This is a genomic window from Nostoc sp. C117 (assembly GCF_043099735.1).
In the GTDB taxonomy this organism is placed as follows: Bacteria; Cyanobacteriota; Cyanobacteriia; order Cyanobacteriales; family Nostocaceae; genus Nostoc.
Genome location: NZ_CP170991.1, coordinates 3,674,387 through 3,688,210, shown reverse-complemented (window position 1 = coordinate 3,688,210; position 13,824 = coordinate 3,674,387). Strand labels below are relative to the sequence as shown.

8 protein-coding genes and 1 tRNA gene are annotated in these 13,824 nt (G+C 39.1%); 3 read left to right on the top strand and 6 right to left on the bottom strand.

What is annotated here, in order from left to right; genetic code table 11:
• Positions 1 to 156 precede the first annotated feature (156 nt).
• Positions 157 to 243: transfer RNA gene (locus ACFG4S_RS15935), tRNA-Ser, on the top strand.
• 179 nt (positions 244 to 422) lie between these two features.
• On the opposite strand, the gene ACFG4S_RS15930 is transcribed toward ACFG4S_RS15935, so the two are convergent.
• From ACFG4S_RS15930 to ACFG4S_RS15920, 3 genes are all read right to left on the bottom strand, one after another.
• A complete protein-coding gene (locus ACFG4S_RS15930; protein WP_392535711.1) occupies positions 423 to 695 on the bottom strand; it encodes a hypothetical protein in 273 nt (90 codons plus the stop codon).
• Positions 696 to 773: 78 nt separating this feature from the next.
• The gene (locus ACFG4S_RS15925; protein ID WP_392535710.1) at positions 774 to 1,835 is read right to left on the bottom strand and encodes a WD40 repeat domain-containing protein; all 1,062 of its coding nucleotides are present in this window, start codon (positions 1,833 to 1,835) and stop codon (positions 774 to 776) included.
• A gap of 91 nt (positions 1,836 to 1,926) precedes the next feature.
• On the bottom strand, positions 1,927 to 2,898 hold the full coding sequence (locus tag ACFG4S_RS15920) for a CobW family GTP-binding protein (RefSeq protein ID WP_392535709.1): 972 nt from the start codon (positions 2,896 to 2,898) through the stop codon (positions 1,927 to 1,929).
• A gap of 1,839 nt (positions 2,899 to 4,737) precedes the next feature.
• On the opposite strand from ACFG4S_RS15920, the gene ACFG4S_RS15915 reads away from it, so the two are divergent.
• Together ACFG4S_RS15915 and ACFG4S_RS15910 are read left to right on the top strand one after the other, a co-directional pair.
• Positions 4,738 to 6,249, top strand: coding sequence for an FG-GAP repeat domain-containing protein (locus ACFG4S_RS15915; protein WP_392535708.1), 1,512 nt, complete (start codon positions 4,738 to 4,740; stop codon positions 6,247 to 6,249).
• 277 nt (positions 6,250 to 6,526) lie between these two features.
• Positions 6,527 to 8,686 (top strand): DUF4347 domain-containing protein, encoded by a 2,160-nt coding sequence (locus ACFG4S_RS15910; protein ID WP_392535707.1) that lies wholly within the window; start codon positions 6,527 to 6,529, stop codon positions 8,684 to 8,686.
• Between the two features lie 91 nt (positions 8,687 to 8,777).
• Here ACFG4S_RS15910 and ACFG4S_RS15905 read toward each other — a convergent pair whose 3' ends face one another.
• The 3 genes from ACFG4S_RS15905 to ACFG4S_RS15895 all read right to left on the bottom strand — a co-directional run bounded on the left by ACFG4S_RS15905 (position 8,778) and on the right by ACFG4S_RS15895 (position 13,811).
• The gene (locus ACFG4S_RS15905; RefSeq protein WP_392535706.1) at positions 8,778 to 9,746 is read right to left on the bottom strand and encodes a class I SAM-dependent methyltransferase; all 969 of its coding nucleotides are present in this window, start codon (positions 9,744 to 9,746) and stop codon (positions 8,778 to 8,780) included.
• A 67-nt stretch (positions 9,747 to 9,813) separates the two neighbouring features.
• Complete coding sequence (locus tag ACFG4S_RS15900; RefSeq protein WP_392535705.1) at positions 9,814 to 12,798, bottom strand: glycosyltransferase; 2,985 nt, start codon at positions 12,796 to 12,798, stop codon at positions 9,814 to 9,816.
• Between the two features lie 32 nt (positions 12,799 to 12,830).
• A complete protein-coding gene (locus tag ACFG4S_RS15895; RefSeq protein WP_392535704.1) occupies positions 12,831 to 13,811 on the bottom strand; it encodes a hypothetical protein in 981 nt (326 codons plus the stop codon).
• Between the last annotated feature and the right edge of the window lie 13 nt (positions 13,812 to 13,824).

The following is a 13,824-nucleotide window of genomic DNA, read 5'->3' as shown; positions in this document are numbered from 1 at the left end:
CTTTCAGATTAACGTGATATCTCGACTCTTGCAGTGAGCATGTAGGCTTCTCAGTGACTCCCGGTATCCCGTCGGACATTAACTGAGTTTTATAAAATCTTTCTTTATCTTTGCATTTTTTGGGATTTTATAGTAAGATTATAGTTCGTGACAGTTGGAGAGATGGCCGAGTGGTTTAAGGCGCAGACCTGGAAAGTCTGTTAGGTGGAAACATCTACGAGAGTTCGAATCTCTCTCTCTCCGTTAGCCCTTATTTTACCGAAAAATCGGGTCTAAAGCCCCACGGTTTTACGACGGCTTTTTATTTTTTGCTAGATTAAAAACTCCTCTGAGTGAGAAGAATGATTTTCTGAGTATTTTCTCAAAATTAATAAGGGCGAAGCATTGCTTCGCCCTGAAAATATTCATAACTGGTAATTTTATTAAAAACCAACCGATGGCAGTTTACCTTGTAGTGACTGAAATTTAGCTTGAACACAGTTGGCACAATTGCAACCAAGTCGATCGATAATCGGATAAGATTTTTGAGTCAATATTGGTGTTGCCAAATCGGAAATTTGTTGTGTAGATGCTACTGTAATTAGTTGTGTAGCATATTCAAACTTCAGACTAGATGCATGTGCCGGATTGGCTAACAACAATATAAATGCCAAAAGGGCAGGACAGGCAAGTAAGATTAATTTGGCTATTTTCATAATTCACACAAATATACCTTTGTTGATACAACATAGCCAATAAAGTGTCTACCTTCAACTTCAAGTACTGGGTATTGCTTAACTATGCCCAAATCCTTGACCTCGAGAAACTTTTGACCAAATAACTAATTCGCCTTTCTCACCACCTGCGGCTAGTAATTTGCCTTGGGGATGCCAAGCTAGGCTAGAAAAGCCTCCTGAGACACCTGTGATAATTTGGGATACTTCCTTGGCTTTGTTCCACAAACACAACCAGCCATCAGCGCCAGCAGAAGCGAGAAGGAAGCTTTTGGGTGCAAAGGCGATCGCATTGATCACACCTACATGATTAGTTAAAACTCGCGCTTCCCAACCCAAGGAGTCATCTTCTAGCTTTTCCCAGACTATAACGCCTTCAACGCTAGAGGATGCGAGTATTGGCGCGCCCACTTTGGTCATAGCTTCTGACCATGCCAATTGACGAATTTTACCAGGGAAGCCGCGCATCACCCAAGGGTCGGGATTGTTCCATTCCAAAACTGTGACGCTACGATCCATATTGCCAGAACCCAGGAATTTGCCATCGGGTGACCAAGCCATAGCTAAACTGACGGTAGTCATATGTAAGATATATGGCTCATCATCCCAGTTTTGACTATGCCAAATCTTGACTCCTTTATAACCACTAATAGCTAAATACTCACCATCAATGCGCCAATCTATCCCCAAGACTGATGAATTATCAAAATTCAGGGTCACGACAATTTCATGAGTATCCGCATCCCAGACTTGAACATAACGACCCAAGCTAAAAGCTAGTTGGTTGCTGGTATAATTCCAAGCTAGCTTGTCAACCCATGCAGGGGCATTTTCCAAGGTGGCAATTAATTCAGTGTCCCGCCAAATTTTGACTTGTCCATCTTGTCCCCCAACAGCTAAAAATTTCCCATCTGGAGAAAAGGCAAGACAGTCTACTGATTTACCGTGATTAGTTTGTAAGGTTATCAGTTCGCCATTATTCCAGAGTACAACTTCCCCAGCAGCAGAAGTTGCAGCGAGGGTTTTACCTTGTGGTGACCAAGCGATCGCAGTTACATAATCTGTAAGTATCCCCGAATAGTATTGTTCAAATTCTTTAGATTTGCTGGTTGTGGAGTTCATAGTTATTGGGTACTGGGGATTGGGGACTGGGGATTAGGGACTGGGGACTGGGGACTAAGGACTAAATTCTTCCCAATACCCAATCCCCTATCTATGCTAGACAAGCGAGAAAATCTTCCTTGAGTTTTACTGCATCAAGGTTGCGGCCGATGAAGACTAGTTCGTTTTTGGGGGTTTCGCTGGGTTTCCAGGGGCGATCGGGTTTACCATCAAAAATCATATGTACTCCTTGGAATACAAATCGATTTTCTTCCCCAGCAATGTTTAATATACCTTTCATCCGAAAGATATCTGGCCCTTGAGTACGGAGTAATTCTGAAAGCCAAGCGTTTAATTTTTCTCCATCGATCGCACCTTTTTCTACTAAAGCCACAGAAAAGACACTTTCATCGTGTACGTGGGCATCTTCGCCTAAGAAATCTGGGTCAATTTCTAATGCACGATCTAAATCAAAGGCTTTGACACCCAGTAAAGCATCCATGCCTAGCTCAGAATTTTGAGTACGATAAATTTTAGCGATCGCATTCATCGCCCGAATCCTTTTTTCTAATTCATCTAACTCTTCTGGCGCGACTAAATCAGTTTTATTAAGTAAAATTACATCGGCAAAGGCAATCTGTTCTTGGGCTTCGTCTGCATCCCAGTGCTGCCAGATATGCTTCGCATCTACGACTGTCACCACTGCATCTAAAGAAAGTTGACTTTGCAAATCTTCATCAACAAAAAATGTCTGAATAACTGGCGCGGGATCGGCTAATCCAGTTGTTTCAATTACTAAATGGTCAAATTTATCGCGCCGCTTCATCAAATTTCCAATGATGCGAATTAAATCACCGCGAACTGTACAACAAATACAGCCATTATTCATTTCAAATATTTCTTCATCTGCATCAATAATTAGTTGATTATCAATGCCCACTTCCCCAAATTCATTAACAATCACAGCAACTTTTTTGCCGTGTTCGTAGGTGAGGATGTGATTGAGTAAAGTCGTTTTACCTGCTCCCAAGTAGCCTGTAAGAACAGTAACGGGAACTGAATTGTTGATTACGTCAGCCACCATACTCTAAATTCCTTATCTCACCTTATGGATAATCATTATCACATATCATAAATCTTTTTATATTTTTGTGCTAACTTGCTGTTATTTTGACTTTCAGCAAAATTATCACATAACTTAATTTAGAAATCTTTTATTTTTCTGCATCTGTAATAAGTCATAAATATTCACAAATTGGTTAGCCTAACAGGAATATTGCATACAAGCAAAACTACTCCTTTGGAGAACTCTTAGCTCGACTTTATCCAAAATTCAGAACTTGGTTCTCTTGATACCGTCAATAGTAATTATCAGTGAAATCGAAAAAGCAAAACTACTATTCCATAAAGGTTTCAGCGTCAACTTGAGCGTTGCCAAAAATTCTTGCAAAAGTGCTTTTTGCAAGAGGTGGGAAAAGGGAAAAGGGAAAAGGTTAAAGGGGAAGGGGAAAATACAAAACCTTTCCCCCTTTCCCCCGCCCCTTATTCCCTTCTTGGGACTCCACCCAATACTGCTCGGGTAAAGCATTTTTAACTCGGAATTGGGTTTGGGGAAAAGGTTAAAGGGTAAAGGGTAAAGGTTAAAGGTTTTTTCTTTCCCTTTCCCCTTTCCCCTTTCCCCTTTCCCTTTCCCCTTTTCCCCTTAACCGACAAGTATTGGGACCCCACCTTCCCCTTTTCCCGACTTCTGCAAGAAGTCTATTGAATAAAGCCGAGTTTAGTTACCCTTTTGGTACACCATTTACAAAATTATTTTCAGTGGCAAGTGCGACAAACAAGTTGGTACTCAAAACATTTGCCTTGTTTCTCAGATGCACTGGCTTTAGTGGGGCAATTTTTGTGGGCTAGCACTTTTTCAATGTCCCATGAATCCTTTGAGATGGTAAAAGTACCTCGCCCTTTGTTTGAACGTTTGCGGGACATTGCCGTTTATGCCGCGTAATTGGATAAAGTCGAGCTAAGGGTACACAAATATGTGCCCCATCGATTTAGGCATCCTCCAAATGAAATAATCTTCTTCGATATCAGGAAATGAGTCAGGACAAATTGTAGTAACAATTAGAAACTAAATCAGGAACCAAAACCTCTGGACTTTCCAGAGGTTTTTTCTTTTAACTACCCTATCTTATTTAGCAACAGACTTGTCCGAAAATCTATAACCCAGTCTATACAAGGGTTTTAAAGGTCAACTATACGTCTTACCTCAACGTAGCAATAGAGGTTTGGCATAGTTGATGATAGTTTATAGAGAAAAAATAGTATTTTCAAATTTTGAGCGTCAACAGGATTTATTATGCTGTACAAGCCGCAGAAACTATATATAGCAAAGATTCAGATTGATAAATATAAAATTTTACTTTCTATATTTACGCAAATTTAATTTTCGGACAGGTCTGCCTTGATTCGTTCTTGTTTATCTTGGTTCATTGTTGGTAATGCACACTATTTTATCTATTGTTATTCTCCCAGAACTTGTATATCTTCCAAAAGTGGATGCTCCCTACATAAATTTCTATCAAGATTTACTCACACCAAGAACAAGCTGCTGGCGAGTGAATTAGAGGAAGCTAAATTTATGTTTGAGCTACTGGGAGTGGAGATGATGTTGTTGAAACTAAAGTGCATCTATGTCCCATCGGGACATAGGTAACACCACAAGAATTCTGCAACGTCAATTTTTTATCTCTGTGTAGTGGTCTGTTAAACGAAGATAAATCAGAATAGACATGATAAAAGCCTCTGAAATATTAGTAACTTTTATCACTCATCTTTCTGGGGAATATTTAATCAGATATAGTGTTTTCTTTCCCTATTTTCTAAATATGCACCTATAATAAGGTATAATTTAGGACTTTATGTATTTATGGCAGAACCAAACAATACACTACTGAATGCTCAGTCAATAGGCAATTTAAGTACTTTTCAAATTACTGACTTCATTGGAAGTACTGATAATTTAGATTACTACAAATTTTATTTGCCTGTTGCTAGTTATTTCAGTGCTACCTTAAGTGGTATCACTCAAAGCTATGTTTACGCTAAAGTCATTTACGATGCTAATAGTAACAATTCTGTTGATTATGGTGAGACTCTATACTCCAACTATGCCAGCACTGGCAGCAACGCAACCATTAATCAAACTTTAGGGACAGGCACTTATTTCATTCAAGTTTCTCCAGACTCAGGGGTCAATACAAACTATACTCTACGGCTTGGTGCAACTGCTGCACCTCCTACAACTCCTAGAGATCCTGGCAACAATCTGAGTAATGCCTTGGATCTTGGCACATTGTATGGCACAAAAACCTTTACAGAGTTTGTTGGCACAGCTGATAGTCTGGACTTTTACAAGTTTTATCTTCCTAGTAACACTAGCTTTAGCCTTACGCTAAATGGTATAACCCAAAGTTATGTGTATGCTAAAGTCATTTACGATGCTAATGGCAACAATTCTGTTGATTACGGTGATACTCTGTACTCCGACTATGCCAGCACTGGCAGCAACGCAACCATTAATCAAACTTTAGGGATAGGCACTTATTTCATTCAGGTTTCTCCAGACTCAGGGGTAAATACAAACTATACTCTCTCGTTAACAGGACCAGATCAGCCGTATGGAGCCTCCTCTTGGCAAATGGAAGGCACAGGAGACTTTAATCGGGATGGTAATGTTGATATCCTTTGGCACAATACCTCCACTAATCAAAATGGTGCTTGGTTAATGAACTCTGGTGGTGCCAATATCGGGTGGCAGGGTATGGCCAGCAACCCCACAGGTTGGGACATCAATGGGACAGGAGACTTCAATCGGGATGGTAATATCGACATCCTTTGGCATAATCCTTCCACGAACCAAAACGGTGCTTGGTTGATGAACTCCAACGGTGCCAATATTGGTTGGCAAAGTATGGCCAGCAACCCCACAGGTTGGGACATCAATGGGACAGGAGACTTCAATCGGGATGGTAATATCGACATCCTTTGGCATAATGCCTCCACCAATCAGAATGGGGCTTGGTTAATGAACTCCAATGGTGCCAATATTGGTTGGCAAAGTATGGCCAGCAACCCCACAGGTTGGGTAATTCAACAGACAGGAGATTTCAATCGGGATGGTAATATCGACATCCTTTGGCATAATTACTCCACCAATCAAAATGGAGCTTGGTTGATGAACTCTAATGGTGCCAATATTGGTTGGCAAGGAATGGCTGGCAACCCATCAGGTTGGGATATTCAGGGAACAGGGGATTTCAACAGAGATGGTAACCTTGACATCCTATGGCATAATAGTTCCACCAATCAGAATGGAGCTTGGTTGATGAATTCTGGTGGTAGCAATATCGGCTGGCAAGGTATGTCTCCTAATCCATAAATTCTTAAGTTTACTCAGCAACAACTCAATTTACTGGGTTGCATCAATCTCAGTAATTGGTTTGTAATGCTGGGTAATTATTATGATGTTTACAAATTTTGGCAATCAAGAAAAAAGTAATGTGGCTTATCCGTTAATGCCTAATTTGTAATACTATTGCCTCTTGCTTAGCTTTTACTACGTTTAATAAATTCTCAAGTGTTTGTACGGATTGTTATTGTAATTATTTTAACTTTATGATGACACTCGAAGAAATAAGATAAATCAAAGTAATAAAATGACTACAATTCTGTTTATTGATTCTTCTGTAACTGACTACCAAAGTCTGCTGTCGGGTGTAGTGGATGGGGTAGAAGCGATCGCCCTTTCACCTAGTCAAGACGGTATTGAACAAATCACCGAAATTTTAGAGCAATATGAGGTAATAACCACAATACATATTGTTTCTCATGGCGCGCCGGGATGTTTGTATTTAGGGAATAGTCAACTTAATTTAGATAACCTCAGTAAATATACTCAATTCTTGCAGCTTTGGCAAACTAAGAGCATTTTACTTTACGGTTGTAATATCGGTGCAGGAGATGCTGGATCAGAATTTATTCGCAAGTTACATGAGATAACGGGAGCGAAAATTTCTGCTTCTGCCAAACTGACAGGAAATCCCAAATTAGGAGGAGATTGGGAATTAGAAGTTAATCTTCCTCAGACTGATTCATCCGACTCTCTCGCTTTTAGCCCAGCAACTTTAGTGGCTTATCAGATGGTGCTAACGTTATCTCCTACTTTAGTCGGAAATTATTATACTAGTGGCTTTGCTTATGATCTACAAGTAGTAGGCAACTATGCTTATGTAGTTAATGGTGATGCATTAGCAATCATCGACATCAGCAATCCCCATACACCTATCCTCAAAAGGAATTATTATACCCTTGGAGATTATGCTTATAGTGTACAAGTAGTAGGCAACTACGCTTACGTAGCTAATGATAGTTCAGGAAATATTTATAGAGGATTAGAAATCCTTGACATCAGCAATCCCACTGCATCTAGTCTCTTCAAGGGTTATTATTATGCTACTGGCAATAGTTATGGTGTGAAAGTAGTAGACAACTATGCTTATGTTGCTGATGGGTATGCAGGATTAGAAATCATCGATATCAGCAATCCCACTTCCCCTATGCTCAAGGGTAATTATAATACCAGTGGCACTGCTGTTGAGGTACAAGTATTAAACAATTATGCTTATGTAGCTGACGGTAGTGCAGGATTAGAAATCATCGATATCAGCAATCGCACTGCCCCTATCCTCAAGGGGAGTTATGATACCAGTAGCTTTGCTAGTGACGTACAAGTGGTAGGTAATTATGCTTATGTAGCTGATAATAATTCCGGATTACAAATCATCGATATCAGCAATCCTACTACCCCTGTCCTTAAAGGTAATTATGATACTAATGGCGAAGCTTGGGATGTACAAGTAGTAGGCAATTATGCTTATGTAGCTGATGGTTATTCCGGAGTACAAATCATCAACATCAACAATCCCACTACACCTGTCCTTAAAGGTCATTATGCTACTAATAGCGAAGCTCGAGGCGTACAAGTCGTAGGCAGTTATGCTTATGTGGCTGATGGTAGTTATGGATTAGAAATCATTGATGTAAGTGAGTTTAATCAAGCACCTGTGGGATGGAATATCAATGGGACAGGAGACTTCAACAAAGATGGTAACCAAGACATTCTCTGGCACAATAATTCTACTAATCAAAATGGTGCTTGGTTGATGAACTCTGGTGGAGCAAATATCGGTTGGCAAGGGATGTCAGGGAACCCCACTGGTTGGAATATCAACGGCACAGGAGATTTCAACAAAGATGGCAATCAAGATATCCTTTGGCACAATGCTTCGACAAATCAAAATGGTGCTTGGCTAATGAACTCTGGTGGAGCAAATATCGGTTGGCAAGGGATGTCAGGGAACCCCACTGGTTGGGAAATCAACGGCACAGGAGATTTCAATAAAGATGGTAACCAAGACATTCTTTGGCACAACGCTTCTAGCAATCAAAATGGTGCTTGGCTGATGAACTCTGGTGGAGCAAATATCGGTTGGCAAGGGATGTCAGGGAACCCCACTGGTTGGGAAATCAATGGCACAGGAGATTTCAACAAAGATGGCAATCAAGACATCCTCTGGCACAATGCTTCCACAAATCAAAATGGTGCTTGGCTGATGAACTCTGGTGGAGCAAATATCGGTTGGCAAGGGATGTCAGGGAACCCCACTGGTTGGGAGATCAACGGCACAGGAGATTTCAATAAAGATGTTAACCAAGACATTCTTTGGCACAACGCTTCTAGCAATCAAAATGGTGCTTGGCTGATGAACTCTGGTGGTAGCAATATCGGCTGGCAAGGCATGTCTCCCAACCCATAAATCTCTTTGAAGCCAGCTAAGTAAACATTTATGGGCGCACATCTCTGCGCCCATACTATCCTTTTAACTCATTCAAATGAGAATCAAAAATTCACCTAACATGAGTAAACCAGAGTGAGCCACCAAATAGCCAAACATCAGTAGAACCTTGCCAATTTTTCAAAATTGGGTCTATTGTTTCCTTAAGTTCGGGACTATTTGACATAAATCTAGACGGCATTAGTATTTTCACTTTATCTCCTGCGGCAATTAAATATGCAGCCAGAATATATTGTTCATTCCAATACCAATCACTAAACATATTAGAATAGTCATAAGGAAGTTCAATATCATGAAAGTGAATCACAACACCGGGATTTAGTTTTGGAAGTACATCTAGCATAAATACGGTGACATCTGAGTTCATGAATGAGCGATGACTGCCATCCATAAACACAATGTCTCCAGGTTCTAAGTTAAAAAAAACAGATAAATCTGTAGTTTCTAGTCCGGCTCTAATGACTTCATCACACACAGCATCAACAGCAGCACGTGGCTCAGGGTCAATGGAAACTATGCGTGTTGTCAGGTTATGATCGTGTTTTGCTCGTACAGCAAATAGCGTTGTTACGCCAGAACCGATTTCTAGATAAGTTTTTGGTTTAAATTCCGTTATAAAATAGTAAAGTAGAGCAGTATCTATTGCATTGATAGCACCACCAGTCCATCCTGGTTCTCCGGGTTTTTCATGAGAAAATTCCGGGTTAATTTTTACTAAAAAAGATTCTAATTTAGCTAATTTACGAAATGTCTCACAGTACTCACTATAGTTTTTATTAAAAAGGTCTATTAATCCCTGATGTGGGGGATGAGTATAACCCCATCTAGGTTGGTAATCACGGGATGGAGGATAATCTAATTCAATAATAAACTTACTATTGTCATGCTCACCCTGATGGATATCAGCTTGAGATTCTAACAAGCTCTTAGTATTATTACTAATCTCCCGAATCTGTTCTTCTAATTCTGGCAAGTTTAGTGCGTTGCGGATTTTGTTTTTTAGCCAATTTTTTATTCCCATAGTTTTAATTAAACTCAAAAAAGTGTGGTTTATCTAATAAATGAGCAAACTTTTATTATTTGTGTCTTCAGACATCAGTAAACCACAGATATGAGTGTTGCTCATGACGATTATCGTTGAAAATTTTATACATAGGTTCTATAAATTGACTATCTATAGCTCTATGCTGTTCTTCAACTTGTGCGATCGCCTGATTAGTCCGCAGAACCGTAGCCGCAGAGGATAGTTTGGAAAGATTCGACACCCAATCCAAAGATCGGTATGCATCCAGCAAGTTTTTGGTTCCTGGCAGATATCTTAAAGCTGGTGAATCTGGTATTTTTTGTTGGATGAAACACCCGACATTATAGGCATAGTCTATATCTGTACTCCAGTGCTGACAATAGGATTTGCGATATCGTAAACAGTTATAGAACAATTCCTCCGCTTCTTCGGGATTGCGGGTAGCAAAAGCATACTCAACTCCCGCTAAAGTCCGATGTAAATACCAAGCTCGTAAATCTTCTATTTCCGCTCTAGGATGCTGTGTAGTTCTCTCATCTGGGTAGTTGCGGAAAATTCCTAAAGTTTGAGTAATTGCTTTGGTTTTAATGAATGGTAAAATACGACTCTTGAATTCTGTATCCCCTGCTGCCATAAACGTAGCATCGTAAAAACCAAATCGGTCATGGATAGAACGACGATAAAGAGCGCCAACCCAAGATAAGTAACAAGTTTCTAGGTAAACTAAGTCTTGTTTATAATCTTTTCGGTCATAGATCATAATATCGTTTACCCATGAACCATTTTTGTCAACATTGGTGACTAAACTGTTAGCCTGTACCCAATCTAGTGTCGGATCGGCATCTAATTCTGCCGAGAGAATTTCCAGGCACTCAGGCAGTATAGTTTCATCAACACCCAAGAAGGTCAAGTACGGGGAGCGAGAAAGGTCTATTCCACGATTCCAGGCGCTCTGTATCGTTTCTCGTTTAGCACAACGTGCATAGAGAATAGGAATATCGAGAGATTCCATAATCTGCTGAAATGCACCATACTCATCAGCAGGAGAACCGCTATCGATCAGAATTACCTCAACAGCACCAGCTTTAAGCATTGTCTGGTGTTGCAACGTCCGTAAAAATAACGGCAGCTTGGCTGCTGCATTGTAAAGTGATACAATGATGGACACTCGGTAGTTAGTGGAGTTACGCCGATCGTCAAGGAACTCATATTGCCACTTTTGATTTAGTTTGTTGTCTGCTAGAGCTTGATCTAGTAATGCTTTACAGTGTTGATTCCGATCTGGAGATTTGCTATACATTGCTTCAGCTGTAACCGCTTCTCTACTAAAGCCATTATTTTTTAGAGTATGTACAACAGATGCAATGTCACCAAAATGATCCTCACCAAGTAATCGCATTCCTCTGAGTTGATAAGTTGCGGCAACAATATCATTACCCCGAAGTTGCTCTAATCTAGCTATCTCTCTCCAAATGCGTACACGATCAACTCGATGATCGGATGATAAATTCCAACAATTCTTGATTTTCCCGCTTAATTCTTGATTACTCCCTTCGCCTAAGTTAAATATATATCTATATTTCTCAAAAAGTGATAGTGCTTTTAATCCTTGATCTATTATTTTTAAATCTTCATAGTTATCTTTTTTTAAAATGGATAAAAGTTTATTCTTAATTAACTGTTTAGGATTAATTACCAAAGACCTTACGTTCTTCAAAACTTGTTTTAATTCCGGGCTATAATTATTCTTAATAATTTGTACGATTTCATTTTTTATATTTCTACGTGGGACAACATTTTTGTTGTTAATTCGGTCTTGAAAACGCATTAACTGGAAATACCAGTTCTCAATTTCAGTACGTAAAACCGAATTATAAACTGGTTGACTTTCGTATATTGATTCAAGAGTTGAACCAGATAACTCAGGTTGGTTCTTAGATAAGGCATCTACTAGCTTGTAACGGTAATCATCATAATTATCTAGAATGAAACATATAGAGGGAATACAATCATATATATTGTTTATATCTACGGTTATCAAAGGTAAGAGAGGATATGTTTCCTTAAGAAATCTAACTACCCCAGCTCCAGTTCCTATAATTGTTGGACATCCAGAAAATAAAGACTCCAATGCAGTTAAATTGAATGTGTCATATTTAGATGGAAGAATGGTAATAGATTTACTAGAAAACAATTTTTGGTATAGTTCATCATGGCTCATAGCGGGTAGCAGCTTAACATTGTCCTTAAGCCTATTATTGATCATTTGATATAAAAGTAATCCTGAACCTATTTCTCCTTTAAAATCAAAACTGTCAGGACCAATAATATTAGCTGTACTGAATTTAGAACGAGGTAGCCAGCAAGCTAATTCTACAAAAATATCCGGACCTTTACGCTTTTCTGTTCGCCCCACAAAATTTATGCTTGGTAGTTCTGCTGAAGAATCAGCTAGTTTAGGCTTAGGTAATGAGATGACTGACAAAGGATTTAAGTAGTGAGATGTTAAATCTACAATTTCACGCCATTCTTCTAAGTAACTCTTGCTTATTCCATAACGTGTATCAACTACGCTATATTGCATTTTTTCTTTCCACACCAAAGTTTGGTCAACTTTTCCTGCGTTAAACCAGTCCATTTGAATAGATGTAGAAATATTTCCATGCATGGACAACACAATGCGCTCAAAATTGACATTATGATGTTTCAATGCAGGCCGCATCATTATACCCAGTTGTTCATAATCTGGTAAATCTACTATATCAAAACATTGTCCACTTACTGAAGCAGCGATGTTACTAGCCATCACAAACGATCTATAGATCCATTTTGGTGGTGTTAGATCGTGAAAAATTTCATAATCACTAAAACGATATTTTTCCTGATAAGTAATGGTATGAGAATTGAGAGGACGAATTGTTTCTATATCTTCTGAAGCGATGAAGTAGTAAAAATCAATATGAGGATTTTTCTCAATTAGACTTCGGTAAAAAGTCTGTCCACCACCCATTTTTGTAAATAAGTCAAAGTCAGCAATTAGGACTTTCATTTGCTTAAATCTCATCTTAGATTTGTTAAATTTTAGGAAAAAATTATCTGGGAAGCAGGTGCATTTGTTTTTGCCTTTAATACTTGATGATTAGCAAAAATTGTTTGCAAGTTTGGATGTAATTCTGGGGGAGCAAAAAATAGCATAAATCCTCCTGCGCCAGCACCTAACAATTTACCACCCCAAGCACCTGCTTCTATACCCATCTGATAAATTTTGTTAATTTCAGGATTAGAAATTCCGCAGTCAAGACTTTGTTTAGCTAACCATGCACTATGGAGTAATGCTCCGAATTCAGCAAACGATCTATTTCCAGTTAAAATATCCCAGCCATCGTCAACCATGTATCGCATATCCTTTAATATATCTGTGTTTTCACCAACCTTCTGCAACTGCTTTTCAACTACATCAGCAGCCTTGCGTCTAATACCTGTAAACACAATAAAAAGGTGCTGCTCAAACTCCAGTAAACGTTGTTGAGAAATAGGTAAGCGATTGATTATAATATCATCTTCTGTTCTAAACTCCACCAAATTAAAACCACCAACCGCAGCTAAAACTTGATCTTGACATCCTACCTTATCTTTGACCAAATGCCGTTCTACATAAATTGCCTCATAAGCCAATTCAAGTGGCTTGAGAAACTCACCCTTAAAACAGTGGAGTGCATGTAAGAGAGATACTGTAAATGCTGAAGAAGAGCCTAAGCCTGTAAACGCTGGCAAGTCAGCTACATTATGCAGTTCAATATCTTTATCCATTCCACAAAACTTCAGGCATTCTCGATAAACTTTATGTTCTATTTCTTCTACTGTTTTAACTAATTCTACTTGCCGATAAGATACTCTGATTGAATAGTCAAAAAGATGGCTCAGGAAAGGACTAACAGTAACATAAGAAAATTTATCGATCGCTGTAGCTAATACAGCACCTCCATGTTGAAGAAAATATTCAGGATAGTCAGTTCCACCGCCAAAGAAACTAATACGAACAGGAGCACGAGATATTAGCATATTATATATTTAG

What these genes read in the sequence shown, in the direction of transcription:
- ACFG4S_RS15930 (WP_392535711.1), bottom strand. Translation starts at nt 695, where the DNA reads ATGAAAATAGCCAAATTAATCTTACTTGCCTGTCCTGCCCTTTTGGCA.
- ACFG4S_RS15910 (WP_392535707.1), top strand. Translation starts at nt 6,527, where the DNA reads ATGACTACAATTCTGTTTATTGATTCTTCTGTAACTGACTACCAAAGT.
- ACFG4S_RS15895 (WP_392535704.1), bottom strand. Translation starts at nt 13,811, where the DNA reads ATGCTAATATCTCGTGCTCCTGTTCGTATTAGTTTCTTTGGCGGTGGA.
- ACFG4S_RS15900 (WP_392535705.1), bottom strand. Translation starts at nt 12,798, where the DNA reads ATGAAAGTCCTAATTGCTGACTTTGACTTATTTACAAAAATGGGTGGT.
- ACFG4S_RS15905 (WP_392535706.1), bottom strand. Translation starts at nt 9,746, where the DNA reads ATGGGAATAAAAAATTGGCTAAAAAACAAAATCCGCAACGCACTAAAC.
- ACFG4S_RS15915 (WP_392535708.1), top strand. Translation starts at nt 4,738, where the DNA reads ATGGCAGAACCAAACAATACACTACTGAATGCTCAGTCAATAGGCAAT.
- ACFG4S_RS15920 (WP_392535709.1), bottom strand. Translation starts at nt 2,898, where the DNA reads ATGGTGGCTGACGTAATCAACAATTCAGTTCCCGTTACTGTTCTTACA.
- ACFG4S_RS15925 (WP_392535710.1), bottom strand. Translation starts at nt 1,835, where the DNA reads ATGAACTCCACAACCAGCAAATCTAAAGAATTTGAACAATACTATTCG.